This window comes from Dinoroseobacter sp. S76 (assembly GCF_049801095.1).
In the GTDB taxonomy this organism is placed as follows: Bacteria; Pseudomonadota; Alphaproteobacteria; order Rhodobacterales; family Rhodobacteraceae; genus Dinoroseobacter.
The window spans coordinates 39,892-64,206 of sequence record NZ_JBNAGH010000010.1 but is presented as its reverse complement, the minus strand read 5'-3'; the positions used below and the strand labels follow the sequence as shown (position 1 = coordinate 64,206).

Below are 24,315 nucleotides of genomic sequence, written 5' to 3'. Positions count from 1 at the left end.
TCCCTTACACGACCCGCGCGCCCGAAGCGTCGAAATAGAGTGGGTTTTGCGGGCTGATTTTTATCGTTTCATGGGCTGCGTAATCCTGATGCGGATCCGTGAGCGTCGTGATGGCATGGCCCTCAACCTCGAGATGGAGACGGGTCTGATCCCCCAGATGCTCGGACCGCAGGACGGTCGCCGCGATCCCGTCGCCCTGCCGGATGTTCTCGGGGCGCAACCCGATGCTCGGACCCTTATGGCTGCCGGGAAAGAGCGACGAGGGCAGGATGTTGATCCGTGGCAGGCCGAGGCGGCTGGCCACATAGATGCTGCTCGGGTTCTCGTAGATGTCCTTGGGCGTGCCGTATTGCACAAGCCGCCCTTCCTCCAGCACGCCGATATGGGTGGCCATGGTCATGGCCTCGATCTGGTCATGGGTGACATAGAGGAGCGTCGAGCCGAGATCCGCATGGATCCGCTTGAGCTCCACCCGCAGATCCGCGCGCAGCTTGGCGTCCAGCGAACTCAGCGGCTCATCCATCAGGTAGATCGCCGGATCGCGCACCAGCGCCCGCCCGATCGACACGCGCTGCATCTCGCCACCGGAAAGCTCCGTCGCCTTGTTGTCCAGCTTGTGCGGGATCTGCAAAACCTCCGCGATCTTCTGGACCTTCTGGGCGATCACGTCCTCGGGCGTCTTGAGGATGGGCGAGCGCAGGGGAAAGGCCAGATTGTCCCGCACCGACATATGCGGGTAGAGCGAGTATTGCTGGAACACCATGGCCACATCGCGCTGCGCCGGGGTCTCGATGCCCACATCCCGTCCACCGATATGAATGCTGCCCGCGTCGAGCTTCTCCAGCCCCGAGATCAGGCGCAGGGTCGTCGTCTTGCCCGCCCCGGTGGGACCGAGCAGCACGACAAAGGCGCCATCCTCGATGGTCATGGAGATTTCCGAGACAGCCTGGGTTTTGCCAAAGGCCTTGGACACGTTCTTGAGCGACACCTCAGCCATGGAGCACGCCCTCGTTCAGTTCGGATTTCAGGGCCCGGCCCGATTGGCGATCAAAAAGCGTGACCGTGCCGGGGTTGAAGGCAAGGCCCACGGTCTCGCCGGTTTTCGCGACCTGCTGCGCGCCGATCCGGGCCTTCACCTCGCCCGCCGCCGTGTTGAGGGTCACGATCTGAGTGGTGCCGAGATACTCGCTCGCCAGCACCTCGGCCCGGAAGGGCGCCTCATCAGAAAGCTGGATATGCTCGGGGCGCACGCCAAAGGCCATGTCCCCCTCAAAGGGCTCCCGGCTCTGGGGCACGGCAAAGCTGTTGGCATGCATCGCGATCTCGCTCTCGCCGGGAGTGATCTTGCCGTGGAATTTCAGGAAATTCATGGAGGGCGAGCCAATGAAATCGGCCACGAACATGGTGGCGGGCTTGTCATAGATCTCTTGCGGGGTGCCGAACTGCTCGACCACGGCGTTGTTCATCACGACGATCTTGTCGCCCATCTGCATCGCTTCGAGCTGGTCATGGGTCACATACACCGTGGTCGCCCCCATCCGGTCATGGAGCGCGCGGAGCTCTTCGGCCATATGCTCGCGGAACTCTGCATCGAGCGCGCCGAGCGGCTCATCCATCATGAAGGCCTTGGGCTCCCGCACGATGGCGCGGCCCAGCGCGACCCGCTGGCGATCCCCGCCCGACAGCCCGCCCACGGGTTTCTTGAGGATGTTGGTGATGCCGAGAATGCCCGCCACCTCGTCGATCTTGGCCCGGATCTGCGCCCGGGGCATGCCCTGGCTTTTCAGGGGATAGGCGAGATTGTTGTAGACATTCATGTGCGGATAGAGCGCGAACATCTGGAAGACGAAAGCGATGTCCCGCTGGGAAGGGGCGCGCTGCGCGATCTCTTCGCCGTCGAGATAGATTTCGCCCGAGGTCGGCAGTTCCAGCCCTGCGATCATCCGCAGGGTCGTGGTCTTGCCGCAGCCCGAAGGGCCGAGCAGCATGAAGAACTCCCCATCCTCGATGGTGAAGGAGCTTTCACGGACGGCGGTGAAATCCCCGAACTGCTTCTTGAGGTTTTTGATGACGATCTGCGCCATGCTTACTCCGGGAAGTGGCTGACGATGATGAACATCACCGTGCCGATCAAAGTTGTGATGAAGGAATAGGTGAAGGCCCAGATCGCGAAGGGCTGCATCAGCATGAACACCCCGAGCGCGATGATGATGGTGGCCAGCATCTCCCACGGGCCGCGCCGCAGCCGGAGAAGGCCATTGAAGAACTTGCTCATTTGCGGACCGCTCCGAATGTGATCCCGCGCAGCAGGTGCTTGCGCAACAGGATGGTGAAGATCATGACCGGCAGGAGGAAGATCGTGGCCCCCGCCGCCACAGCCGGCCAGTCGAGACCGCCAATGCCGATGATCGTCGGGATGAAGGGCGGTGCGGTCTGGGCCGTGGCCGAGGTCAGAAGCACTGCAAAGGCGTATTCGTTCCAGGCAAAGATCAGGCAGAAGATCGCGGTGGAGGCGATGCCCGTCGCCGCCTGGGGCAGCACGACCTTGTAGAAGGCTTGAAACCGGGTGTAGCCGTCGATCAGGGCCGCTTCTTCGTATTCGCGCGGGATCTCGTCGATGAACCCTTTCAGCAGCCAGACCGCGAGCGAGATGTTCACCGCCGTATAGAGCAGGATCATCCCCAGATGCGTGTCCGAGAGCCCCAGATTGCGGTACATCAGGAAGATCGGGATCGCGACGGCGATGGGCGGCATCATCCGCGTACTGAGGATGAAAAACAGGAGGTCATCGGCCAGCGGGATCTTGAACCGGCTGAACGCATAGGCCGCCAGCGTGCCGAGAAAGACCGACAGGAAGGTCGAGCCGAACCCGATGATCACCGAGTTCATGAAGCGCTCGCCGAACTTCGACGGACCGACGATGACCATATCGTATTGGCGCACAATCTCGTCTGCCCAATTCTCCGGCGGGTTGGCCTCGAGGAATTCCTGCGTCTGCCGTGTGCGGGTGGTGAAGAGGTTCACATAGCCTTCCAGCGTGGGCTGGAACCCGGCCTCGCTGTCACTGCCGATGACGTATTTCGGCGGATAGCTGATCGCGTCGGCAGGGCTTTTGAAGCCGGTGAGGCCGATCCACACCAGCGGGATCATGGTGATCAGCGCATAAAGGATGACCAGGGTGCCCGCGAACCATTTGGTGCGGTTGGACGGTTCGGTAACAGAATACCCGCTCATCTCTCTTTCACCTTGTTGAGGGCTTTGACGTAGATGCTGGCCAGGCCGAAGACGGTCACGAAGAGGATGATCGCATAGGCCGAGGCATAGCCCGTGCGCCATTTCTCAAAGGCTTCGCGCTTGAGGTTGATCGAGGTGAGCTCGGTGACCGAGCCGGGCCCGCCCCCCGTAAGTTGCACCACCAGATCGAACATCTTGAAGTTCTCGATCCCGCGAAACAGCACCGCCAGCATCAGGAAGGGCAGGACCATGGGGATCGTGATGGTGAAGAACTGCCGTAGCTTGGAGGCGCGGTCGATCTCTGCCGCCTCGTAGATATAGTCGGGGATCGAGCGGAGCCCCGCGAGACAGATCAGCATGACAAAGGGCGTCCACATCCAGGTGTCCACGATCACGATAGACCAGGGCGCGAGATTGACGCTGCCCAACATCTCGAAGCTCGACGGATCCTTCCCGGTGAAGAAGCTGACGATGTAATTGAAAAGGCCGATCTGCGGCTGGTAGAGGAACTTCCAGAAATTGCCGACCACCGCCGGGGAGAGCATCATCGGCAACACGATGATCGTCGTCCACAGGTCATTGCCCTTGAATTTCTTGTTGATCAGCCAGGCCAGCGTGAACCCGATCAGGACCTGAAAGAAGATCGTCCAAAAGAGGAAATGCGCCGTGGCCTGCATGTTCAGCCAGATGTCGCTATCGGTCAGGATCCGCTCGTAGTTGCGCAGCCCGATGAACTCCGGCTCGCGGTTGATGCGGTTGGCCTTGTAGTTCGTAAAGCTCAGCCGGATCGTCCAGATCAGCGGGAAGATGTTGATCGCCAGCAGCAGGAAAATCGTAGGGGCCACAAAGATCCAGGCGATGGCCCGGTCCGACAAACCCTTGATTTTGCGCGCAACTGGAGTGGGCGTTGCCGCCGCAACGCGATCTATTGTCCGGTCAGACATGTGATTGGCCTGTGTCCTGGAAAGATACGCCGGGACCGGGGGGTCCCGGCGCGAGGGGGTGCCGGCGCGCGATGGGATCGCGCACCCGGCGGGGAGTTAGAGCTTACCTTCGTCCTCGAAGACCTCGGTCCAGTCCTCGATCAGCTTGTCCAGCGCCTCTTTCGCGCTGCCCTGATCGGCGACCACGTAGTCATGGACGCGCTTCTGCATCGCCAGCAGCAGTTCGGCATAGGCCGGCTCCTGCCAGAAATCCTGCACAGCGCCCATCGCCTCGAGGAAGTCCCCGGCAAAGGGCTGGCTGTCGACAAAGCCCGGATCGTTCAGCACGGAGTTATGGGCAGAATAGCCGCCCAGCTCCCACCACTTGGCCTGCACGCCCGGATCGGCGAACCACTTGATATACTCAAGTGCCGCGTCCTGCTTGTCGGAATAGGCGACCACGGAGATCCCCTGCCCGCCCAGGGTCGAGCCAGCCTGGTTCTGCGGCGGGTTCACGAAGAAGTCGATCTTGTCACCGCCCGTGGAGGGATCCGCATAAAGACCCGGGAAGAACGCAAACCAGTTCATCGCCATCGCGACCTGACCGGATTTGAACGCATCGAGGCTCTCTCCCATATAGGAGTTCGTATAGCCCGGCGGGGTCGCGGTCGCGTAGAACTCTTTATAGAATTCAAGCGCTTCGACAGCTTCGGGCGAGTTCACAGCGCCTTCCATGTCGTAAGAGCCTGGGGTGTTTTCATACTTGAAGCCCCAAGGATAGAGCGCCGAGGTCACGCCCATGGTGATGCCTTCCGAGCCACGCTCGGTGAAGATCGCCGCGCCATAAACGGTCTTGCCGTCAATCTCACGCCCCTGGAAAAACTGGGCGATCTGCAGCATCTCGCGCTGGGATTGCGGCTCGCGCAGGTCCTCGCCCGTGGCCTCCTTATAGGCCGCCTGAATGTCTTCGCGCCCGAACCAGTCCTTGCGGTAGAACCAGCCATTCGCATCGCCCATGGCGGGCAGCGCGTAGTAATTCGGCGTCCCCTTCGGCCAGGTCGAATAGGCATAGACGGTCGCCGGTGCGAAATCATCCATCGAGATGCCTTCGGCGTCGAAGAAGTCGTTCAGCTTGACGTAGTGGCCATTCTCGGCGCCCCCGCCAATCCACTGGCTATCGCCGATGAGCAGATCGCAGAGCTTGCCGCCGGAGTTCAGCTCGTTGAGCATCCGGTCCGCGAAGTTCGGCCAGGGGATGAACTCGAAGTTCATGTTATGGCCCGACTGGGCCTCGAATTCCTTGGACAGTTCGACCAGCGCATTGGCCGGATCCCACGCGGCCCAGCACAAAGTCAGATCCTCGGCTTGCGCCGTATTGGCGACCCCAGTGGCCGCAAGTGCAATGGCACTGGCCGTTGCCAGTTTTGAATATGACATTCATTCCTCCCGTTTTTTTGCCACTGAGCCGAAGGACGAATCGCGGCATGGGATCACGCTATCTGAGGTACGCACCTCAGGTCTACATGTTTTTGAGGTGCGTAACTCAAAAACTGACTTAGCCTTTTTAAATCATAAACTTAGACCCTCCCCCCCCGAGCGCAACCCTTGCGAATCGGAGCGATTCGAACGTTGCGAAGAGAGGCCCGTGCGCGCTCAGATTTCGAACAGAAGCCCAGTCACGGGCCGAGAGGCGACACAAAAAACCGCCCGCACCCGGGGTCAGGGTGCGGGCGGTGATCGGAGGGGCGACGCCTTGGGGCCTAGGCGGCGGTATAGAGCTTCGCGGAACGCCCGCCTCCGACAACACCCTGATCAAAGAGCTGCGAAATCTCCGTGTCGTCGAGCCCGGTGACATCGCTCAGGATCTCCTCGGTATTCTCTCCGAGAAGCGGCGCGGGCTGCGGCGCTGCGCGGTCATATTCCGAGAATGCCGCCACATGGCCCGGCACGGGGAACCGGCCCAACCCGGCCTGCATCAGCTCGGTGAAGACCGGGTTGTCGGGGCTGAGATCCGGGTCCTCGGTCACAGCCTCCTTCACCGTGCGGAATTGCGACCATGTCAGTTTGGCATTCTCGAAGATTTCGCCGATCACATCCGCCGGGCGGGCGGCGAACCAGGGCTGAAGAACCTCGGTGATCTCCGCGCGCAGCTCCCAGCGGGTGCCCTCATTGGACAAATCGCGACCCGTGCGGCGGGCGAGCTTTTCCATGTCCCGCTCGGTGCCCGTGACCTTGAGGAGGCCGGACCATTGCCGCCCGGTCAGACCGATCACCATGATCCGCTTGCCATCGGCGCAGAGGAAATCCTGACCATAGGCGCCATAGAGGGCATTGCCCGACTTGCCCCGTTGCGTCTCGTTCAGCACCGCATCGCCGATCATACCTAGATGGCCGAGCGTGGCAGCGGCCACATCCTTGAGGGTCAGCGCAACCTCCTGCCCCACCCCATGACGCAGGCGATGACGTTCGGCGGCCAGAACCGAGGAGACGCACATATGCCCCGCCATCAAGTCCCAGGCCGGCAGCGCATTGGCCACGGGCGCGTCATGCCCCTCCGGCCCGGTGATGTCGGGAATGCCCAGCGCGGGATTCACGGTGTAGTCGACCTGCGGACGGCCATGGCGATCGCCCAGCAGGGTGACCATGATCAGATCTTCGCGCTGCTGACGCAGGGTCTCGTAATCCATCCAGCCACGCACCCGCAGATTGGTGAGCAGGATGCCCGCATCCTCCCCCGGCGCCGCGATGGTGCGGGTCACCAGCTCGCGCCCTTCCGGACGGCTCAGATCCACGGCGATGGAGCGTTTGCCCTTGTTCAACCCGGCCCAAAAGAGGCTCTGCCCCGACGGTGCCAGCGGCCAGCGTCCGGCATCGAGCCCGCCCTCCAGCCGGTCGAAGCGGATCACATCCGCGCCCATCTGCGCTAGTGTCATGCCCGCAAGCGGGACGGCGACGAAAGCCGAGCTTTCCACGACGCGCATGCCGTTCAGAATTCCGGTCATCTCAATCCTCCCAGTCTGCTGTGGCGGTCATGCCCCGGTGGCCGCCATCGGCGGTGGTGCACATCTCGAGACAGGCCGCGCCGACCTGCTTGGCGCAGAGGCGCATATCGCTGTCGTGGAACATCGGATGGACCCCGCGGAACCGGAACCGGTCCGGGCGGCGGCCCTTCCAGGCGGTGGCCTCGGCCATCAGCAGGTTCGCCTGCAACGGCCCGTGAACCACGAGGCCCGGGTAATGCTCGATCTGTTGCGCATAGGGCAGGTCGTAATGGATCCGGTGGGCGTTGAAGGTGATCGCCGAGTAGCGAAAGAGCAGCGCGGTCGATACGGGATGGAAGCGGTCCACCACCAGATCCCCGGTCAGGCCCGGCTTCTTGGGCGGCGGCGTGAATTGCGGCGCAATCGGCAGATAGACGATGGTCTGCGTCTCGCGGATTGCGAGCCCTGCCGCGCCGCGCACCTCATGGGCCAGCTCGACAAAGACCATCCCACCGGAGGAGCCGTGCTTTTCATCGACCCGGGTGATGGTCGAGGTCTTTTCGATCTCTTCGCCGACACGCAGATCCGCGTGGAAGCTCAGGCTCCCGCTCGCCCACATGCGGCGCTCATAAGGCACGGGGGGCAGGAAGTCCCCGAGCTTCGGATGACCATCCTCCGCGAGCGCATCCATGCCCACTGCCGGGGGAAAGGCATACCAATGCCAGAGCGCCGGGAGCACCTCGCCCGGCCCGGGGCAGGTCAGCTCAGGCCGGGCCAGCGTGGCGTGAATGGTCGTGGCCACGCCATGCGGCACACAGCCCGTCACGGTTTCCGAGCGCCCAACCCAATCGCTCAGGTCAACGCCCGGATCCGCCACGGGGAGGGAGGTCTGGGATCCATCCATGGGCGCCGTCACGCCGCGCTGCGGTCAGGCGAAAGGATCCGCGCCACGGTCGCGCCCATGGCCGAGGGGTTCGGCGCAACCTCGATTCCGCAGGAACTGAGCAGTGCGACCTTCTCCTGCGCGCTCTCACCAAAGGCCGAGATGATCGCGCCTGCATGGCCCATCTGCCGCCCCTTGGGCGCGGCGAGACCCGCGATATAGGCGGCCACTGGCTTGGTCATGTGATCGCGCACATAGGCAGCGGCCTCGGCCTCTTGCGGGCCACCGATCTCGCCAATCATGATCACCGCATCCGTCTCCGGATCCGCCTCGAAGAGCTCAAGGATATCGCGGAACGACGAGCCGTTGATCGGATCGCCGCCAATCCCGATGGAGGAGGAGATCCCGATCCCCATGGCCTGCATCTGCGAGGCCGCCTCATAGCCCAGCGTGCCCGAGCGGCCGACAATGCCAACACGTCCGGGCGTGTAGATATGGGGCGGCATGATGCCCATGAAGCCCTTGCCCGGGCTGATGATGCCCGCGCAATTCGGCCCAATCAGGCGCATCTTGCGCTCGCGCGGGAAGCGGCGGAGGAAGCGTTTGACCCGCATCATGTCCTGGGCCGGGATCCCGTCCGTCACGCAGACCGCAGTGCGGATGCCCGCCTCGGCGGCCTCCATCATCGCATCAGCAGCAGCGGGCGGTGGCACAAAAAGCAGGCTCGCCTCGGCCCCCGTCGCCTCCACCGCCTCGCGGACAGTGTTGAAGACAGGTCGGTTCAGAACGGTGGTGCCGCCCTTGCCCGGGGTAACCCCGGCGACGACCTTGGTGCCGTATTCGATCATCTCCTGGGCGTGGAACTGGCCGATCCGACCGGACAGGCCCTGCACCACCACGCGGGTGGTCTCATCAATCACGATAGCCATGGGGGCCTCCTTATTCTGCGGCGATGGGCTGCGGGCGGGCCGAGACCGCCGCATCGGCAGCCTCGGCAAGGGTGTCGGCACTGATGATGGGCAATCCGCTCTCGCGGATCAGCTTCTGCCCGGCCTCCACATTCGTGCCCGAAAGGCGCACCACGACCGGGACCGTGATCCCCACATCCTTGTAGGCCTGGATGACCCCGTTCGCGATCCAGTCGCAGCGGTTGATCCCGGCGAAGATGTTCACGAGGATCACGCTGACATTCGGATCCGAGAGCACCGTGCGAAAGGCCTGACAGACCCGCTCGGGGCTGGCGCCCCCGCCGATATCGAGGAAGTTCGCAGGCTCCCCGCCCGCCAGCTGGATCATATCCATGGAGGCCATGGCGAGCCCGGCCCCATTGATGATGCAGCCGATATCCCCGTCGAGGCCCACATAGGCGAGCCCATGATCGGCGGCGAAGCTTTCGCGCGGATCCTCTTGGCCCGGATCACGCAGGCTCGCGACCTGCCCACGCCGGAAGAGGGCGTTGGTGTCAAAGGACATCTTGGCGTCGAGCGCGACCAGCGAGGCGTCCTTGCACACGACCAGCGGATTGATCTCCACCATCATCGCGTCGAGGTCGCGGTACGCCCGGTAGCAGGCCTTGAGCACGGTGATCATCTCGCCGATCTGCGAGCCCGCAAGGCCCAGCTTGAAGGCCAGCTCACGGGCCTGGAATTCCGCCAGGCCCACCGCCGGGTCCAGCACCATGCGGATCAGGCTGTCCGGATCCTCGTCGGCGAGATCCTCGATCTCCATCCCGCCATGGGCGGAGGCGACGATCATGATGCGCTCGGATTTCCGGTCGAGCACGAAGCCCAGATAAAGCTCCCGGTCGATCTGTGACGCTTCCTCGACCCAGATCCGGTCGATGCGCTTGCCATTCGCGTCGGTCTGCTTGGTCACAAGGTTCGTGCCGAGCAGCTCGCCCGCAAAGCGACGCACCTCCTCCTCGCTGTCGCAGAGCTTGACGCCCCCGGCTTCGCCGCGCCCACCGGAATGGACCTGCGCTTTGACCACGCAGCGCCCGCCGCCCAGCTCGCGGCAGCGAAACGCCGCCTGTTCCGGGGTGAAGGCGATGCCGCCACGCGGGACGGGCACGCCGAGATCCGCGAGGATCTCCTTGGCTTGGTACTCATGAATATCCATGATCTCTCCTCCCGGTTGCGGTTTATTCGGCCGCCACGGCCTTGGCCGCGATGGCATTGGCCGTGTCGATCAGGTTGCGCGCCATCTTCTCGCTGGCCGCGTCGATCATCTTGCCGTCGAGGCTCGCAGCGCCCTTGCCTTCGGCCTCCGCCGTACGCAGCTCGGTGATGATCCGCTCCGCCTTGGCGACCTCCGCCTCGGGCGGGCTGAAGACGTCATTGGCCATGTCGATCTGGCTCGGATGGATGGCCCATTTGCCCTCGCAACCGAGCGCGGCGGCCCGTTGCGCCCCGGCGATGTAACCATCGGGATCGCTGAAATCGCCAAAGGGCCCGTCAATCGCGCGCAAGCCGTAGGCCCGGCAGGCAATGACCATGCGCGAGATCGAGGCATGCCATTGATCGCCCGGATAGTTCGGGTTGAGCCCGCCGATGTTCACCGTGCGTGCCCGCATGCTGGCCGCGTAGTCCGCAACGCCGAAATGCAGTGCCTCGAGCCGACCGCCGAATTGGGCGATCGCCTCCACATTGGCCATGCCCAGCGCGGTTTCGATCAGCGCCTCGATCCCGACCCGGGTCCGCAGCCCACCGGCCTGCTCGGCCTGATTGACCATGGCGTCGACCATGTAGAGATCCGCCGGCACGCCGACCTTGGGCACGAGCAGGGTATGCACGCGGTCGCCCGCCTGCTCCATGATGTCGACCACGTCGCGATACATGTACTGGGTGTCGAGCCCATTGATCCGGACCGAGACCGTCTTGCCCTTGGCCGCCCAGTCGATGTCATTCAAGGCCTGGATCGCGTTCTTGCGGGCCTGGATTTTCTCGGGCGGGGCGACGGCGTCCTCAAGATCGAGGAACACGAAATCCGCGGCACTCTCGGCGGCCTTGTCGATCATGGTCGGGTTGGAGGCGGGCACCGCCAATTCGGAGCGCTGCAGGCGCTGGTGACGCAAAGGGTGCAAGGTATGTGACATGGGAAATCCTCGGGGTCGGAATGAAGGGAAAGGGACCGATTACTCGGCCGCCACGCGCAGGGCCGGGCGCATTTCGCCCTGGGTCGCAAACCAGGCTTGGGCGGCGCAAACACCTTGGCCCAGCTGGATGTCGGCACCCGCGCGGTAGAGCGCCATCTCGGCAATGGAGAGCGCGGTCAGGCACATGCCCTCGTTCAGATCGCCCAGATGGCCGATCCGGAAGACCTTGCCCGCCAGCGGTCCAAGACCACTGCCGAAGGAGGCATTGAACTCCTCATAGGCGATGCGCAGCACGTCGCGCGCATCCACATCCGCTGGCACGCGGATCGCCGAAACCGTGTCGGAATAGAGCGTGTGATGCTCGGCCACGAGGGACAGACCCCAGGCCGCAATCCCGCGACGCACACCTTCGGCCAGACGGTGATGGCGGGCGATGACCTGATCGAGGCCTTCCGCGTTGATCAGATCCAGCGACTGCCGGAGCCCATGGAAAAGCTGCGTCGGCGGAGTGTAGGGGAAATAGCCGGTCGCGTTCAGGTTCAGCATATCCGTGAACTCGAAATAGGCGCGCCGCATGGTGGCGGTCTTGGAGGCCTCCAGAGCCTTCTCGCTCACCCCCAGAATGCCGAGCCCCGCAGGGAGCATCAGGCCCTTTTGGCTGCCGGTGACCACGAGATCGACCTCCCATCGGTCCATCTCGAAGGCGAGCGAGCCCACGGAGGAGACACCATCCACAAAGAGCAGCGCGTCGTGGAAATTCTCGTCCAGCGCGCGGCGCACGGCGGCCACATCCGAGGCCACACCGGTCGCGGTCTCGTTATGGGTGACGAAAACCGCCTTGATCTCATCCTTGCGGTCCTGACCCAAGAGGCGGGAGAATTCCTTGACCGGCGTTCCGGCGCCCCAGGGCACATCGACAACTTCGACATCGAGGCCAAGCCGCTGGGCCATCTCGACCCAGAGCGTCGAGAACTGCCCGATCCGCGCCATCAGAACCTTGTCACCGGGGTTCAGCGTGTTGGTGATCGCGGCCTCCCACGCGCCGGTGCCGGAGCCCGGGAAGAACATCACCTTGCCCGTCTCGGTGCCAAGGATCGGCTTCATGTCCTCAAAAAGGCTCAGGGTCAGGTCGCCGAAATCCGACGCCCGCATGTCCTGCATCGGGACATTCATCGCTCGCCGCACAGGCTCGGGCACATTGGTGGGGCCGGGAATGAAGAGGTGGGTTTGGCCAGTTCGCATGGTGAGTCCTCCGTTGTGCAGAGGGTGGTAGCGCGACCATTTCCGATGCTGCAAAGGCAACCGGGTCCTGCTGTGAATGCGAAAATTCACAAGATCAGAATTTGTGAATCTGTGAACTTCATGTTAACGGAGGATATGAAGACCTTTATTGGACCCCGTCTGCGCCGCCTGAGAAACGAGGCCGGGCAGACTCAGGCAGAGATGGCCAAGCTGCTGGGCATCAGCAATTCCTACGTGAATATGCTGGAAAAGAACGAGCGTAGCGTCTCGGTGCAGGTGCTGCTGCGGCTGTTCGAAGCTTACGGCGTGGATTGGCGCGACATCGCGGATGAGGCGGATACCGCCACGCTCGGCGATCTGCGCACGGTGTTTCAGGACCCGCTCTTTGAGGCCCATCGCCCGGACCTCCCGCAGCTCCGCGCGCTTCTGGCCCATTGCCCGGATGTGGCGCAGAGCTTCCTGCAATTGCATCGCTCCTATCAGGCCAACACGGATCAGCTGCTCAATCTGGCCAATGCAAGCGAATCCGATCTCGATCTGTTGCGCGCCTCCCCCGAAGCGGTGGTTCATGACTTCTTTCGCAACAACAAGAACCATTTTCCGGAGTTGGAGCGCGCCGCGGCGGCCTTCTGGGATGGCAAGACCGTGCGCAGCGATGACGTCTACACAGCACTCAAGGCCAGACTGCGCGACAGACTGGATGTGAAGACCGAGCTCGTGCCCGTGGCCGAGATGCCCGATGCGCTGCGCGAGTATGACGAGGTGCGCAAGGAGCTGCGCCTGTCAGAAGGGCTCGACCACCCGAACCGCACCTTTCAGCTTGTCCATATGACCGCGCTGATCGAGCATAGCGATCTGATCGACACGATCCTTGAGCGGGTGAACCTGAGCGATCCGGCGGGGCTCAACCGCTGCCGGGTGGAGCTGGCGAATTACTTCGCCGCCGCCGTGCTCATGCCCTATGACAGCTTCCTCGCCGAGGCCCTGCGCAGCAAGTACGACTTCGCCCATCTCTCCCTCCGCTTCGGGGTGAGCTTCGAGCAAGCCTGCCACCGGGCCACCACGCTGCAGCGCGAAACCGCCAAGGGCGTGCCGTTCTTCTTTCTCCGCGTCGACAAGGCGGGCAATGTCACCAAACGCTTCAACTCCACCGGGTTTCACCTGGCGGAATATGGCGGCGCCTGCCCGCGGCTCGATGTGCACACGTGCTTCCGAACCCCGGGCGCGATTGTCCCGCAATTCGTCGAGATGCCCGATGGCCGCCGGTTCTTCGTCTTTGCCCGCACGGTGAACCGCCCACGCTTCACCCGCCATACCCAGGACAAGCGCCTGTCGATCGCCATGGGCTGCGGGATCGAGCATCTGGAGGCGATCGGCTACGCGGACGAGTTCCAACAAAGCACCCCGAAAATCACCGAGGTGGGGATCAACTGCCGGATCTGCCCCCGCGCCAATTGCGATCAGCGCGCCCATAACGCGATGATCCTGAACGAGCCCGTGGATATCCGCCGCCGTGGCCCGACGCGCTACGCAACCTGAGCCGGCGCAGCCCCTACGGGCCGCGCCCTTTGGCGCTAAATCGCAGGCATCTGCACCGTGCCCGCATAGGCGTCGTCGATATAGACATCGAAGCTGGTGGAGCCATAGCTGAAGGCCCGCTCCACACGTACAGTGCCAAAGCGCGAGCTCAGCGGGGCCAGCTCCACCCGGGCATTCGCCGCAAAAACCGGGTTCTCCTGATCCGGCAGGGGCTGGGTCCGCCCGATCAACTCATTGTTGAGATAGACATCATAGCCGACGACCACGAGCCCGTTATCGATCTGCCGGATCTCGGTCTTGATGGGCTGCCCCTGATAGGAAATGGCCCCGCTCGAAGCGACCTCGCAGGCGGTCAGGGCAAGGGACAGGAACAGAACGGTCGCGAGCCGCAAAAGGGACAAATGGCGAAACATGGGGGCAAGAACCTTTACAAGTTTTGGAATTCGCGCGGCCCGTCTTGCGGCTGCGCAACTGGTTGAGAACACGCCGGAACCGGTGCGCGTTCAGGCGCTTTACCGGGATCCGTCGCGTGAGGGTTTTAAGGGCTCAGTCGGCGATCACAAGCACTCCTGCGAGGAGAATTTCGACGAAAATGGCACACCAGATGCCCGCGCCGACCGCACCGCGAGCCCAGTCCAGCGCCCCCAGCAGCGCCATGGCCCCGAGCATCACAGCGCAGGCCGTCTGAACAACCCGGCGGGAGGGGTTCGGAGCATGGGTCCGTGTGAGGAACAGGATCAGTGCGAGGCCAAGGAACAGAACTCCCGCGCGCTTGGCGAGAACGCGGGCCGTATCGCCCTCCGCCAGATCAAAGAGCCAGAAGACCACCTCGGGCGCGCAGAGAAGGGTTACGCAAAGGGCTGCGCAGACCGCACCCGAAAGCTGCGCTGCCACGCGATAGGTAAGCAGTTTCACAGCATCCCCCACCCGGCACTGCCGAGTGCTCCGGCCAAGGGGAGGAACAGGCCCCAGGAGAGGTGCCGCCCCCGGCTCGCGATCAGCGCGACAGCACCGCAAAGCGCAAAATGCCCAGCAAGGATAAGGAGGAACGCCGCGTTGAACCCTGCCGCATCCCACTCAAGCCACAAGAGGAGCGCCGCCAATACCAGCCAGACCAGCGACAGGAAATGCCAGCCAAATTTCAGCGTCAGGATGGTGTTGCGTCGGCTTCCGAGGATGATCGGCAGGTCGGGCAAGCAACAGATCGGATCGATCAGCCTCCGCCCACCCAACCCCGAATGCATGAACGAGACAAGGCAGAGACAGAGCGCGGCAAAGATCAGCATGGGGATCTCCTAGGCAACGGCCAAGAGGGCGACGCACAGCCCCCCGAGGGCCAGGATCAGCGGGTTGTAGTAGCGCCGGTTGAGCGTTCGGAACGGCTCAAGCGGGGCGGCCCGAGCCATGGCGGGCAGGTAGCCGTAGCTCCCGCGGAGCAAGAAAACAGCAGCCTCGACCATCAGCGCCCAGCGCAGTGCGCGCTCCGGCAGGCCGGTCTCGATCAGATCGGCAAAGGCCAGCGGCAATAGCCCCGCGAGAAGGATCGCGCTCGCCGCCGCCAGTGTCAGCCCGGCCTTTTGCAGGCGAGGCATCTCGAAGGGCGTTCCGATCACGCTCTGCGCCAGATGAGCCTCGGACCGGAACGGCCAACTCGCGCCACTGGCCCAGATCAGGTGCAAGAGACCCACGGGCAGCAGCACCCCGGCCAGGATCACCGCAAAAATATCACTCATACCGCGCCCTCCGCCGCCATGGCGGCGAGGATGCGCAAGCGCGGCTTGTGACGCGCGCGATACATTACCCGTGCCCAGAGCATGAAGAGCGGTGTGGCAAGGCCCGCGTCTATCTCGATCCGCTCGTCGATCCGGCTGCCTTCCGAGGTTGGCACCACCTGCAAATGGTGCCGCCAGACCCGGACGCCCGCGCCCTGCTCATCGGATTGGAAACTCATGTCCACAGGATCCAGCGCCTCCACCACCATGCGATAGGGCTGAAAGGGAAGCCGCCCGAAGAGCGAGACCTCGACCTCCAGAATCTGCTCTTCGTGGATTGCTCCGGATGGCAGGTGGCGGAAGGCCAGAAGGCCCTCCGTCACCGCGCGCAGATGATCGAGATCCGTCGCCACATGCCAGACCGCGCTGGCCGAGTAAGGGTAGTCATGGGTCAGGTGCAGGCTGCGGGTCATCGCGCTCAGATCTCCAGACGGGTGAGAATTTGATGCCGTTCCGCTGATGCGTCCGACCAGAACGCGGTCGCGGCCTTGGGATCTGCCCAGTCCTGCCACAGGGTGACGCGCCCGTCCGGCGCACGCAGCACCGCCACGCGGAGGCAACCGGCATGGGAGCGGAGCGCGCCAAGCAGGCCGGACAAATCGGCGCCGGGCCAAAGGGATGTGCGGCGCGACAGAACCGCAGGAGGGACCGCCGAAGCGATCCTCGCCCACCCCGGATGCGCAATGCTGGCAGCGGCAATGCCGAGCAGAACCGCGCGGCGATCGAGCCTCTCTGCACCCGCCATCACATCACTATCCGGTCATAATAGGTGACCTCCGGCGGCCCCTCCATGAAGTTCAGGAGCGCGGCCATCACACCCCGCTCCTCAATGAACCGGAGATAGGCGGCGTGGTGATCGCGGCTCAGCCATTCCTCATGAATGAGAAAGGCCCGCGTTTCAGGATCGTGATAGAGCGTCACGCTCAGCGCGCCATCAAAGCCGCGCACATTCGGCAGATTGGCCCGCAGAAACGCGGAGAGTGCGTCGAACGCGCCCGGCTTCACGGTCATTTCAAGGGTCACCCAGATGGTCATCTTGTCCTCCTGTCATGGGATGACCGGAACATGCCTCCGGGCCGCCACACGCCATAGAACGCCCACCTCAAAAATCGGGATTTCGCGTCGCGGCGTCACTGGCTCAGATCCTGACGGAGCTGTTTGGGTGTGATATTGAAACGGGCCTTGAAGAGCCTGATGAAATGGGAGGTGTCCGCAAACCCCGCCGTGTGGGCGATCTCGGAGATCGGCGCCTGGGAGCCCGTAACCAGCCCATGGGCATGCTCGAGCCGGGCCTGGCGCAACCAGACGCTGGGCGGCACGCCATAGGCGCGCTTGAAGTCCCGCTGAAAGGCCGAGAGCGACCGACCGGAGAGCTTGGCGTAATCCGCCACGCTCAGATCCTCCAACGCATGGGCCCGCATCACCTGCCGGATGTTGCGCCGCCCGGCCTGCTGCGTCTGGTGCATGAGAAATCCATAGAGCTGATGCGCCGTGTCATGGAGATGCAGCAGCATCAGAAGTTCCAGCAGTTTCGCCCGGACCAGCGCAGCGGGCGCGGCCATGCCGCCATAGACCTCTGGCAGGGCGGAGACAAAAGCCTCGAGCCGGGCGGAACCGGCAAAGAGCGCCGCTTCCCCCTGCCCTGCCACGGGCGCGGGAGAGGCCGCGCGCAAAAACTCCGCGATCACCGTGGGATCGAAGAAGAACAACCAGGCTTCGAGCGGTCCATCCGCGTTATGAAAATCCGACACCATATGCTGTTGGCGCGGCAGGAACAGCATGTCGCCGGGCCCCACCACGATCTCACGGCCCTCCGCGTCGCAAAACGTCTCGCGCCCCCGGCGCACATAGGCAAGGCAGGGCGCATTGGTGAAGAATTCCACCCCCGTCATGTCGGTGCGGATGAGCTTGTGAAAAATCCCCGCCATGCCATGGGACATGATCGGCCGCGCATCGGCGAACCCGAAAAGATCCTCGGGGATCAGAAGCGTGTTGTCGCGCACGTGCACCGCGAGCGTCGATTTGGGGCGTTTGGGCTGGGGCATGGCGGGCGTGGGGTTGCAGATGGGGCTTCTGGACTATGGACCAAACACCATAACATAGAATATGCTATGGTGACGCAGCACAGGAGACGCCATGCCCCCCGCGCCCCAGGCCAGAGCGCCGCGGTTCGACAAAACGGATTGGCTGGCCTTTGGCCTGTCCCGCCTCGCGACGGACGGGCCTGAGGCGCTGAAACTGACTGCGCTGGTCCAGGCGGCGGGCAAGACGATTGGCTCCTTCTACCACCATTTCGACGATCAGTCGGACTTCTTCCGGGCCCTGATGAATCACTGGCGGGATACGAGCACACGCGCGATCATGACCGCGCTCGATGCGATCCCGGACCCGGCGGATAAGGCGAACCGGCTCATGGACCTGGCCACGCAACTGGATGTCTCGGTCGAGATGGGGGTGCGCAGTTTCGCCACTCAGAACCCCATGGCGGCCGCAGCCGTCGCGGAGGTCGACGCCCTGCGGATCGACTATGTCAGCCGGATCTACGCCCAGCGCTTTGATCTGGAGGCAGATGCGGCACGCGACCTCGCCCGGCTGGAGTATGCGGCCTATATCGGCACGCAGACGCTGTTCCGCGACCAGTATGACGAGGTCGCCCCGACCCTCGCCGCCCTGTTCCAGACGCTGCTGCGCGCCGAGTTGGCACCTTAGCGCCCCGCAACGCGAAAGCTGTCATCCGGGGTCCAAGAAAGCAGCGCGGGATGATTGGGTCGTCCTCCGACAGGAAAATAGGCATAGACCCCCTTCGGATACTCCACCGCGACCGTCATCGCCCCAGTGCAGGTACCCAGCATGTCAGACCCTGCCACATAGACGTAGGTCTGATCGAAGGCCCCGTCATGGGCGCCATCCAGTCGATCCCCCTCGATCAGGCGATAAGAAGTGGTCATCGGCGGATCCTCCCCCGCCACAACGTCAGTGAACGCGGAGATCTGAAACCCGTCAGCCGCAGAGCCGACCAGAGGCGAATGAGCCGCCGAGCGCCAACCCGAGAGATCCATCAGACCGGTGGGCCCGCCGTGATAGCGATAGGTCCCGTCGGGCTGCACATGGGCGTGGCTGGCATCCAGCCCCAGATCCAGTGCCCCGCCCAGCGCGCTGTAGGACCTGCCAGATCAGATGGCCGGGAATGCCATTGCTGCTGAGCAGTCGGGTCGCGCCACTCTCGTCCACGGAGACCTCGGAGGTTCCGGGCTCGGCCACCGCGGGCCCTGGCACCAGCGGGCCGCCACGGGTCTGATCATGGTTGCGAAGCCGCAATCCTTGCGCCGAGGCAGCGGTGATCATCAGCGCCAGCAGGCATAGCTTCTTCATGAAACCTCTCCGTTTCCCCGTCCTGAATGTGGAACGTGGACCGGGCGGTTTTCCTTCGCAGAGCCGCAGGTCGCCTTGGCTCAAAGGCTCGGTCGAAGCCCCAGACAATCGGCGAGGTCGGGAGGGAGCACATACCCTTCCTTCGCGAGCACGAGGATATCGCCGTCTGTCTCGTAATCCGCAACGATCCCGTCACTGACCGGCAAGGTCAGGGCGGCAAGGCCCAACACCCGGTACCCGGGCAAGTCCGCAACTTGATCGGCCAGCAGGGCGCGGGACAGATCCACCTTGGGGTCAATGTCATGGAGCAGCACCGGCAGATGGCTGTAATATTTGATCGCAATCTCCTCGGTCTTGCTGATCGCGCCCAGATGCACCCCCGCTCCCATCTGCCACCAACGGATATGTTCGCGCACCTTGAGCGTGCCTGACATCTGATGCGCGCTATCGGCGGGCACCCCGCGTAAATAGAGCTCGGAGACGGGCGGCGTGCTTTGCAGAACGAGGCCTAGATAGGTCACGAATCCAATCTCGTCATGGGTGAAGGTCACGTTGCGGTGCCATCCCAGCGCCGCCATCAAATCAGCGCCCGTCCCATCGGAAAGCAGTATGACATTGACCGGCTGCGGCAGGTGGAGGTCCGTGCTCCCCGGATCGACGGTGAAGGGCCCCGCTGCCGCGTCGCAAACACTGTCATAGGTCATGCGGGGCGCACCCTGGGCCGCATGGCTGTTGAAAACGAAGAAATAGGTGAGGTTCGAGGCGAGAAAGATCGCGGCGGCGATCGCGAGTACTTGCAGCCCCCTGAGCACCACGCCGCGCTCGCTGCGCCGCCAGACATAGAGGCTCGACAGGATCATGCAGATCAGCAGCAGAAAGACCGCGTGATGGTCGAGCACGAAGGGCAAGAGCGCATCCATGACACGGGCGCCAATAGCGCCATAGACGAGGAACTGCCCCGCCCCGAGGATCACCCCCAGGGCCGCCGCCAGCAGGAACTGTCTCCGTCGCATTCCCAGCGTTCCGGCGAGAAAGGGCGTCACCCAGGCCACGGGCCCCAGAAACCGTGAGATCACCACGAAAACGGCCCCGCGCCGCGCCAGCTCGCTCCTCGCGCGGCGCCAGGCCTTTCGGCGTTTCAGGCGCTTGAGAAAAGGCAGAGAGATCCGGGCCCCATACCGTTCGCCGATCAGATAGCTCGTCACATCCCCGGCCCAGGCGGCGACCAACACGACAATCCCCGGGATCAGCGCGCCATTGGCGGCAAAGGCCGCGCCTGCGGCCAGAAAGGCCAGCTCACCAAAAACGAAGAACCCGACCCCGATCAGCGTGTCGCCAAAGGCAAGCAGCGCGAGCACCACGAGCCCGGCAACACTGTCCAGCGATGAGAGCAGCGCGTCCAAAACGGGCCTCTACTTGTAGTGGCCGAAGCGGTAGGGAATTTCCTGATTGCGCATCTCGCCCAAAAAGAACCGGCGCAGGTTCGCCTTGAGATAGGTGAACCCGGTCGCCAGAAACCCATCCTGCGAGAGCCGCCGAGGATCGAACCAGAATTTCGGCTCGATGATGGTGAGGTCCGCCTTGGCCACACGCGCCGCGCGCAGGACGTAGTCGCAATCCTCGCAGAGCCCGATCGCCTCATCAAAGCCGCCGATGGCGCAATGGACCTGCGGCGTGGAAAACAGACAGGCCCCGATGGCCGTGGGAAAGAACGGGCGAGTGACGCGGATCCCGAGATTGAAGAGGGCAAAGCCAAACTTGTAGTGCAGCGGCAGCCCCTGCGCCGACATCAGGACGATCCCGACATCGGCCATCTTGCGGTCGAGCTCATGCAGCGCCTCCCCCACGAAGTAGGGGGGCAGGCGCGTATCCGCATCGAGAAACAGGAGCCGCTCTCCGCTGGCCGCCTCCGCCCCGGTATTGCGCCCCAGACTGACCCCGCGCGCATCCATCTCGATGATCTTGTAGCGCTCAAACTCCGAGGCGCGGGCACGCGCAACCTCCACCGTGGCATCCTCGCTCTGACTGTCCACAAGGATGATCTCGAACTCGGTCCAGCTCTGGCCTGCGAGGTCATCCAGCAACCGAGGCAACCGGGTCTCTTCATTCAGCGTGATGATGATGATGGAAAGCCTGCACGGGTCCATGTCGCTCCTCCGGTCTTCGGGTCAACCGGAGAGGTAGGGGCCAAGCCTGCCGTGAAGCTCTCGCGAGAATTACAAATCTGTAAGCTACGCCCTGGGCCGGGTTTCGCGGGGCCAGAGCCCCCTGATCTGCGCCCGTGCTTGACGCCTCACCCTCGCGCTACTGCCCCGCGAAGGTCTTGTCCGCATGTGCTTTTCCTGAACCCGCCGGCGGACCCGCGCGCAACAGATCTGAAAAATCTCAAGCTTTACAATCTTGTAAGCCCCCGTGCAGGCCTGTGTAAGCCTGACTGCCCAGACTGTCCTCATCCACGGAGCTGAGCCTCCCGAACCGAAAAGGACAAGACAATGACCCATCCCTGGCTTCCCACCGCAGCAGCTGCTGCTCTGATCTCGAGCCTTGGTGTCGCCGCAATGGCACAGAGCACGGCGGAGCCTCCGCTCGCCTCGCCCCTGACCTTTGACGCCGCGATTGCCATCGCCCTGGCCGAGGCGGATGGCACGATCGTTGAAGTGGCCTTGGATCGGCTGGACGGGATCGTGGTGATCGATATCGAGGTCGCCCAAGCGGATGGCACCGAAGCGGAGTTTCAGCTCAACGCGCAAACCGGTGAGATCGTCGCCTCGATGATTGATGAGAACCCCGCCGACGATCCGGGCGCGGGCGATACGGCGGACTGACCCGCCGCCCTCTTCGATCCGCGCGCCTGTCCGGGCGCCCCCTCCGGCTTGGGAGATTGCTATGGCTTTCCTGTCAGGGCGTCTCGGTCACGCGCTCGGCTGGGCGCTGTCGCTGTGCATCCTGCTTTGCGCCAGTGTCTATCCCACCGATCTCGACCAGCGCTACCGCGAGTCCAAAAATGGTCAGCACAACCCGTTTGTCATGGGGGTGGAGACCGTGGGCCGCCATGTGAACACGGCCCTGCCCTTCGTTCTGGTGCTGGCAACCCGGGACGCAGTCGGTCTGAAACAGCTCGCAGGGATCACCGTTGTGGGGATCCTCGCGTCGCATGGGCCGAAGCGGCTGCTGAACGATGTGGAGGTCTGGGGCACGCGGCTGGGGGAGCGACCCTCCTCCCCCAACAGCAAGCACAACATGCCTTCGGGCCATTCGACACTGGCAAGCGCCGGGGCGTATTTCGTGATGCGGCGCTACAGCTTCTGGTTCGGGCTGATCGTCCTGCCGGTTCTGGGGCTGACCATGTATGCGCGGGTGATGCTCGACGCCCATACGGTGTCGGCCACCATTGCCGGGGCCATGACCGGGATGATCGTCGCGGCCCTCTTTGCGCGGCCAACGCCCCGGCTGCGCGAGACGCTTTGGGCGCTCTCCCTCCGATTTGCCGTCCTTACAAAAATGTAAACTTGCGGTCAGGCCGTTGCGAGGCGGCGCGGATATCTCGGGGGCAAGACAGGATGCATTCCCCGCCACGCGTGGACTGCGCCCGGTATGGGCCCGCCCCGGGCCCGCAAAGAGATGACCGCAAGAAAGGACGCCCCGATGAACCGCCGCCAGTTTCTGATCACGAGTACCGCCGCCAGCGCCATGGCCAGACTTGCGCATTCGCAGGCCGGCCTGCGCCCCCTGCCGCTGCCACCCCTCACGGACCTCACCGGCGGGATCAACACGCGCATCCCTCTGGCCCTCGCGCCGGGGCGGCACGACTTCGGCACCGGCGTGCTGAGCGACACGTTCGGGATCAACGCCTCCTATCTCGGGCCGGTTTTGCGGGTGAAGCAGGGACAAACCCTGCCCTTTGACGTGCGCAATGTGCTCGACGAGGTGACGACCCTGCATTGGCACGGGCTGCACATCCCCGGAGATGTGGATGGCCGCCCCCATCAGGAGATTGCCCCCGGCGGCATCTGGTCCCCGGATGTCCCCATCGTGCAGCAGGCCTCGATGAACTGGTTCCACTCCCACACCCATGGCCGGACTGCCCGGCAGACCTACAAGGGGCTGGCCGGTTTGCTGCTGGTCGAGGATGATGCCAGCCTCGCGGCGGATCTGCCCATGACCTATGGCGTGGATGATTTCACGCTGATCCTGCAGGACAAGGTGTTCGATGGGGCGGGTCGGCTGGACTACACGCTGACCAGCGAGGTCTTTGAGGATGGGCTCCAGGGCGAGACCCTGGTCATCAACGGTGCGGTGGCGCCGGTGGGTCAGACGGTGCCGCGCGGGCTCGTGCGCTTGCGGATCCTGAATGCCTGCAACGCGCGGTTCCTGACCCTCTCCATGTCCACGGGGCCGCTCTATGTGATCGCGTCGGAGGGCGGCTTTCTCCCCTCCACGGTGGAGACGGAAACCCTCCTGATGTCCCCCGGCGAGCGCTATGAGGTGCTGGTGGATATGGGGCTGAGCGCGAGCAACAGCCTGCGCGTCAGCTTTGGAGAGGGCGACGGTGAAGGCATGCTTGGCCTCCTCGGTGGCCTCTTTGGAGCTGAGAGCCCCCTGACCGCCCTGACCCTGACCCACAACGCCGAGACAGGCCTGTCTGCTGCCATGCCCGACCGGCTGGCCACCTTGGGTCCGGCAGAGGCTTCCGCGGCCATACGCAGCCGGGATTTCGAGTTGCAAATGGATACAGGCGCCGATCTCGCAGCGCTCGCGGCGGCCTGGGACAATGTCTGCGGCGGCGGCGCCATGGCGATCAACGGGCTGCCCATGAACATGGAGCGGATCGATGAGGAGGTCCGCATGGGCGAGACCGAAATCTGGCGGATCAGCGTCGATGACATGCTGCACCCGTTTCACATCCATGGCTGCTCCTTCCGCATTCTGACCCAGAACGGGGCCGCCCCGCCCGCCTATGCCGCCGGCTGGAAGGATATGGTGCATGTGGAGGACAGTTGGTCCGAGGTGCTGGTCCGCTTCGACTACGCGGCGCCCAAGGACGCGCCCTATATGTATCACTGCCATATTCTGGAGCATGAGGATTGCGGGATGATGGGGCAGTTCACCGTGACCTGAGGCGCGGTCCGCGCGCCGCTCCTGTCGGATCCCTTGTGCAAGCGCGCAAGCCCCCCTAGGCTGAGGGGGCTTTTGGGAAAGCCTCCAGGTCCGCGGAAAGCCGTCATCGGCACCCCTCACCACGACAGGACAGCCATTTCCGGTATGTCTCATGCTC

At 63.7% G+C, this 24,315-nt stretch carries 28 protein-coding genes; 5 read left to right on the top strand and 23 right to left on the bottom strand.

The features are described from left to right. Window positions 1-4 precede the first annotated feature (4 nt). The 12 genes from ACP153_RS19740 to ACP153_RS19685 all read right to left on the bottom strand — a co-directional run bounded on the left by ACP153_RS19740 (window position 5) and on the right by ACP153_RS19685 (window position 12,357). On the bottom strand, window positions 5-997 hold the full coding sequence (locus tag ACP153_RS19740) for an ABC transporter ATP-binding protein (protein ID WP_424972731.1): 993 nt from the start codon (window positions 995-997) through the stop codon (window positions 5-7). Beyond that, window positions 990-2,084 carry an ABC transporter ATP-binding protein gene (locus ACP153_RS19735; protein ID WP_424972730.1) on the bottom strand — a complete coding sequence of 365 codons (1,095 nt, stop codon included), beginning with the start codon at window positions 2,082-2,084 and terminating at the stop codon, window positions 990-992. Before ACP153_RS19735 ends, ACP153_RS19740 begins: the two co-directional genes overlap by 8 nt. A gap of 2 nt (window positions 2,085-2,086) precedes the next feature. Next, on the bottom strand, window positions 2,087-2,275 hold the full coding sequence (locus ACP153_RS19730; RefSeq protein WP_424966497.1) for a hypothetical protein: 189 nt from the start codon (window positions 2,273-2,275) through the stop codon (window positions 2,087-2,089). Beyond that, the gene (locus tag ACP153_RS19725; protein WP_424972729.1) at window positions 2,272-3,234 is read right to left on the bottom strand and encodes a carbohydrate ABC transporter permease; all 963 of its coding nucleotides are present in this window, start codon (window positions 3,232-3,234) and stop codon (window positions 2,272-2,274) included. The genes ACP153_RS19730 and ACP153_RS19725 overlap by 4 nt, the downstream gene beginning before the upstream one ends. Next, window positions 3,231-4,178 (bottom strand): carbohydrate ABC transporter permease, encoded by a 948-nt coding sequence (locus ACP153_RS19720; RefSeq protein WP_424966495.1) that lies wholly within the window; start codon window positions 4,176-4,178, stop codon window positions 3,231-3,233. The genes ACP153_RS19725 and ACP153_RS19720 overlap by 4 nt, the downstream gene beginning before the upstream one ends. A 96-nt stretch (window positions 4,179-4,274) precedes the next feature. After that, window positions 4,275-5,594 carry an ABC transporter substrate-binding protein gene (locus ACP153_RS19715; RefSeq protein WP_424972728.1) on the bottom strand — a complete coding sequence of 440 codons (1,320 nt, stop codon included), beginning with the start codon at window positions 5,592-5,594 and terminating at the stop codon, window positions 4,275-4,277. A gap of 323 nt (window positions 5,595-5,917) precedes the next feature. After that, window positions 5,918-7,159 carry a CoA transferase gene (locus tag ACP153_RS19710; protein WP_424972727.1) on the bottom strand — a complete coding sequence of 414 codons (1,242 nt, stop codon included), beginning with the start codon at window positions 7,157-7,159 and terminating at the stop codon, window positions 5,918-5,920. 1 nt (window position 7,160) lies between these two features. Next, on the bottom strand, window positions 7,161-8,042 hold the full coding sequence (locus ACP153_RS19705; protein WP_424972726.1) for an FAS1-like dehydratase domain-containing protein: 882 nt from the start codon (window positions 8,040-8,042) through the stop codon (window positions 7,161-7,163). Between the two features lie 8 nt (window positions 8,043-8,050). Beyond that, the gene (gene sucD / locus ACP153_RS19700; RefSeq protein ID WP_424972725.1) at window positions 8,051-8,950 is read right to left on the bottom strand and encodes a succinate--CoA ligase subunit alpha; all 900 of its coding nucleotides are present in this window, start codon (window positions 8,948-8,950) and stop codon (window positions 8,051-8,053) included. 10 nt (window positions 8,951-8,960) lie between these two features. Next, entirely contained in the window at window positions 8,961-10,139 is a 1,179-nt protein-coding gene (locus ACP153_RS19695; RefSeq protein ID WP_424972724.1) for a malate--CoA ligase subunit beta, read from the bottom strand. 22 nt (window positions 10,140-10,161) lie between these two features. Then, complete coding sequence (locus ACP153_RS19690) at window positions 10,162-11,115, bottom strand: HpcH/HpaI aldolase/citrate lyase family protein (RefSeq protein ID WP_424972723.1); 954 nt, start codon at window positions 11,113-11,115, stop codon at window positions 10,162-10,164. Between the two features lie 39 nt (window positions 11,116-11,154). Beyond that, the gene (locus ACP153_RS19685; RefSeq protein WP_424972722.1) at window positions 11,155-12,357 is read right to left on the bottom strand and encodes a pyridoxal-phosphate-dependent aminotransferase family protein; all 1,203 of its coding nucleotides are present in this window, start codon (window positions 12,355-12,357) and stop codon (window positions 11,155-11,157) included. A gap of 135 nt (window positions 12,358-12,492) precedes the next feature. Between ACP153_RS19685 and ACP153_RS19680 the strand changes: the two genes are divergently transcribed. Continuing rightward, window positions 12,493-13,896 carry a helix-turn-helix domain-containing protein gene (locus ACP153_RS19680; RefSeq protein WP_424972721.1) on the top strand — a complete coding sequence of 468 codons (1,404 nt, stop codon included), beginning with the start codon at window positions 12,493-12,495 and terminating at the stop codon, window positions 13,894-13,896. 35 nt (window positions 13,897-13,931) lie between these two features. Here the strand turns inward: ACP153_RS19680 and ACP153_RS19675 are convergent, their stop codons facing one another. From ACP153_RS19675 to ACP153_RS19640, 8 genes are all read right to left on the bottom strand, one after another. Further along, complete coding sequence (locus ACP153_RS19675) at window positions 13,932-14,309, bottom strand: hypothetical protein (protein ID WP_424972720.1); 378 nt, start codon at window positions 14,307-14,309, stop codon at window positions 13,932-13,934. A gap of 133 nt (window positions 14,310-14,442) precedes the next feature. After that, complete coding sequence (locus ACP153_RS19670) at window positions 14,443-14,811, bottom strand: hypothetical protein (protein WP_424972719.1); 369 nt, start codon at window positions 14,809-14,811, stop codon at window positions 14,443-14,445. Next, window positions 14,808-15,182 (bottom strand): hypothetical protein, encoded by a 375-nt coding sequence (locus tag ACP153_RS19665; protein ID WP_424972718.1) that lies wholly within the window; start codon window positions 15,180-15,182, stop codon window positions 14,808-14,810. Before ACP153_RS19665 ends, ACP153_RS19670 begins: the two co-directional genes overlap by 4 nt. 9 nt (window positions 15,183-15,191) lie before the next feature. Then, the gene (locus ACP153_RS19660) at window positions 15,192-15,629 is read right to left on the bottom strand and encodes a DUF3995 domain-containing protein (RefSeq protein ID WP_424972717.1); all 438 of its coding nucleotides are present in this window, start codon (window positions 15,627-15,629) and stop codon (window positions 15,192-15,194) included. Next, window positions 15,626-16,081 carry a hypothetical protein gene (locus ACP153_RS19655; protein WP_424972716.1) on the bottom strand — a complete coding sequence of 152 codons (456 nt, stop codon included), beginning with the start codon at window positions 16,079-16,081 and terminating at the stop codon, window positions 15,626-15,628. The genes ACP153_RS19660 and ACP153_RS19655 overlap by 4 nt, the downstream gene beginning before the upstream one ends. Before the next feature lie 5 nt (window positions 16,082-16,086). Further along, a complete protein-coding gene (locus ACP153_RS19650) occupies window positions 16,087-16,413 on the bottom strand; it encodes a hypothetical protein (RefSeq protein WP_424972715.1) in 327 nt (108 codons plus the stop codon). Beyond that, on the bottom strand, window positions 16,413-16,703 hold the full coding sequence (locus ACP153_RS19645) for a putative quinol monooxygenase (RefSeq protein WP_424972714.1): 291 nt from the start codon (window positions 16,701-16,703) through the stop codon (window positions 16,413-16,415). Before ACP153_RS19645 ends, ACP153_RS19650 begins: the two co-directional genes overlap by 1 nt. A gap of 95 nt (window positions 16,704-16,798) precedes the next feature. After that, window positions 16,799-17,713, bottom strand: coding sequence for an AraC family transcriptional regulator (locus ACP153_RS19640; RefSeq protein WP_424972713.1), 915 nt, complete (start codon window positions 17,711-17,713; stop codon window positions 16,799-16,801). A gap of 91 nt (window positions 17,714-17,804) precedes the next feature. On the opposite strand from ACP153_RS19640, the gene ACP153_RS19635 reads away from it, so the two are divergent. After that, window positions 17,805-18,377, top strand: coding sequence for a TetR/AcrR family transcriptional regulator (locus tag ACP153_RS19635; protein WP_424972712.1), 573 nt, complete (start codon window positions 17,805-17,807; stop codon window positions 18,375-18,377). On the opposite strand, the gene ACP153_RS19630 is transcribed toward ACP153_RS19635, so the two are convergent. From ACP153_RS19630 to ACP153_RS19620, 3 genes are all read right to left on the bottom strand, one after another. Then, entirely contained in the window at window positions 18,374-18,820 is a 447-nt protein-coding gene (locus tag ACP153_RS19630; protein WP_424972762.1) for a YHYH protein, read from the bottom strand. The two genes, ACP153_RS19635 and ACP153_RS19630, sit on opposite strands and share 4 nt — an antisense overlap. Window positions 18,821-19,120: 300 nt before the next feature. Then, window positions 19,121-20,443 (bottom strand): LssY C-terminal domain-containing protein, encoded by a 1,323-nt coding sequence (locus ACP153_RS19625; RefSeq protein WP_424972711.1) that lies wholly within the window; start codon window positions 20,441-20,443, stop codon window positions 19,121-19,123. Between the two features lie 9 nt (window positions 20,444-20,452). Beyond that, window positions 20,453-21,187 carry a glycosyltransferase gene (locus ACP153_RS19620; protein ID WP_424972710.1) on the bottom strand — a complete coding sequence of 245 codons (735 nt, stop codon included), beginning with the start codon at window positions 21,185-21,187 and terminating at the stop codon, window positions 20,453-20,455. 345 nt (window positions 21,188-21,532) lie between these two features. Here ACP153_RS19620 and ACP153_RS19615 point away from each other — a divergent pair, with 345 nt between their 5' ends. The 3 genes from ACP153_RS19615 to ACP153_RS19605 all read left to right on the top strand — a co-directional run bounded on the left by ACP153_RS19615 (window position 21,533) and on the right by ACP153_RS19605 (window position 24,158). After that, on the top strand, window positions 21,533-21,865 hold the full coding sequence (locus tag ACP153_RS19615) for a PepSY domain-containing protein (protein ID WP_424972709.1): 333 nt from the start codon (window positions 21,533-21,535) through the stop codon (window positions 21,863-21,865). A 61-nt stretch (window positions 21,866-21,926) separates the two neighbouring features. Further along, on the top strand, window positions 21,927-22,547 hold the full coding sequence (locus ACP153_RS19610) for a phosphatase PAP2 family protein (RefSeq protein ID WP_424972708.1): 621 nt from the start codon (window positions 21,927-21,929) through the stop codon (window positions 22,545-22,547). Between the two features lie 138 nt (window positions 22,548-22,685). Beyond that, window positions 22,686-24,158: a multicopper oxidase domain-containing protein gene (locus tag ACP153_RS19605; protein ID WP_424972707.1), complete on the top strand. Its 1,473-nt coding sequence runs from the start codon at window positions 22,686-22,688 to the stop codon at window positions 24,156-24,158. Window positions 24,159-24,315 lie beyond the last annotated feature (157 nt).

What these genes read in the sequence shown, in the direction of transcription:
- ACP153_RS19605 (WP_424972707.1), top strand. Translation starts at nt 22,686, where the DNA reads ATGAACCGCCGCCAGTTTCTGATCACGAGTACCGCCGCCAGCGCCATG.
- ACP153_RS19615 (WP_424972709.1), top strand. Translation starts at nt 21,533, where the DNA reads ATGACCCATCCCTGGCTTCCCACCGCAGCAGCTGCTGCTCTGATCTCG.
- ACP153_RS19610 (WP_424972708.1), top strand. Translation starts at nt 21,927, where the DNA reads ATGGCTTTCCTGTCAGGGCGTCTCGGTCACGCGCTCGGCTGGGCGCTG.
- ACP153_RS19735 (WP_424972730.1), bottom strand. Translation starts at nt 2,084, where the DNA reads ATGGCGCAGATCGTCATCAAAAACCTCAAGAAGCAGTTCGGGGATTTC.
- ACP153_RS19680 (WP_424972721.1), top strand. Translation starts at nt 12,493, where the DNA reads ATGAAGACCTTTATTGGACCCCGTCTGCGCCGCCTGAGAAACGAGGCC.
- sucD (WP_424972725.1), bottom strand. Translation starts at nt 8,950, where the DNA reads ATGGCTATCGTGATTGATGAGACCACCCGCGTGGTGGTGCAGGGCCTG.
- ACP153_RS19690 (WP_424972723.1), bottom strand. Translation starts at nt 11,115, where the DNA reads ATGTCACATACCTTGCACCCTTTGCGTCACCAGCGCCTGCAGCGCTCC.
- ACP153_RS19685 (WP_424972722.1), bottom strand. Translation starts at nt 12,357, where the DNA reads ATGCGAACTGGCCAAACCCACCTCTTCATTCCCGGCCCCACCAATGTG.
- ACP153_RS19660 (WP_424972717.1), bottom strand. Translation starts at nt 15,629, where the DNA reads ATGAGTGATATTTTTGCGGTGATCCTGGCCGGGGTGCTGCTGCCCGTG.
- ACP153_RS19695 (WP_424972724.1), bottom strand. Translation starts at nt 10,139, where the DNA reads ATGGATATTCATGAGTACCAAGCCAAGGAGATCCTCGCGGATCTCGGC.
- ACP153_RS19720 (WP_424966495.1), bottom strand. Translation starts at nt 4,178, where the DNA reads ATGTCTGACCGGACAATAGATCGCGTTGCGGCGGCAACGCCCACTCCA.
- ACP153_RS19730 (WP_424966497.1), bottom strand. Translation starts at nt 2,275, where the DNA reads ATGAGCAAGTTCTTCAATGGCCTTCTCCGGCTGCGGCGCGGCCCGTGG.
- ACP153_RS19665 (WP_424972718.1), bottom strand. Translation starts at nt 15,182, where the DNA reads ATGCTGATCTTTGCCGCGCTCTGTCTCTGCCTTGTCTCGTTCATGCAT.
- ACP153_RS19640 (WP_424972713.1), bottom strand. Translation starts at nt 17,713, where the DNA reads ATGCCCCAGCCCAAACGCCCCAAATCGACGCTCGCGGTGCACGTGCGC.
- ACP153_RS19675 (WP_424972720.1), bottom strand. Translation starts at nt 14,309, where the DNA reads ATGTTTCGCCATTTGTCCCTTTTGCGGCTCGCGACCGTTCTGTTCCTG.
- ACP153_RS19740 (WP_424972731.1), bottom strand. Translation starts at nt 997, where the DNA reads ATGGCTGAGGTGTCGCTCAAGAACGTGTCCAAGGCCTTTGGCAAAACC.
- ACP153_RS19715 (WP_424972728.1), bottom strand. Translation starts at nt 5,594, where the DNA reads ATGTCATATTCAAAACTGGCAACGGCCAGTGCCATTGCACTTGCGGCC.
- ACP153_RS19725 (WP_424972729.1), bottom strand. Translation starts at nt 3,234, where the DNA reads ATGAGCGGGTATTCTGTTACCGAACCGTCCAACCGCACCAAATGGTTC.
- ACP153_RS19710 (WP_424972727.1), bottom strand. Translation starts at nt 7,159, where the DNA reads ATGACCGGAATTCTGAACGGCATGCGCGTCGTGGAAAGCTCGGCTTTC.
- ACP153_RS19620 (WP_424972710.1), bottom strand. Translation starts at nt 21,187, where the DNA reads ATGGACCCGTGCAGGCTTTCCATCATCATCATCACGCTGAATGAAGAG.
- ACP153_RS19645 (WP_424972714.1), bottom strand. Translation starts at nt 16,703, where the DNA reads ATGACCATCTGGGTGACCCTTGAAATGACCGTGAAGCCGGGCGCGTTC.
- ACP153_RS19655 (WP_424972716.1), bottom strand. Translation starts at nt 16,081, where the DNA reads ATGACCCGCAGCCTGCACCTGACCCATGACTACCCTTACTCGGCCAGC.
- ACP153_RS19705 (WP_424972726.1), bottom strand. Translation starts at nt 8,042, where the DNA reads ATGGATGGATCCCAGACCTCCCTCCCCGTGGCGGATCCGGGCGTTGAC.
- ACP153_RS19650 (WP_424972715.1), bottom strand. Translation starts at nt 16,413, where the DNA reads ATGGCGGGTGCAGAGAGGCTCGATCGCCGCGCGGTTCTGCTCGGCATT.
- ACP153_RS19635 (WP_424972712.1), top strand. Translation starts at nt 17,805, where the DNA reads ATGCCCCCCGCGCCCCAGGCCAGAGCGCCGCGGTTCGACAAAACGGAT.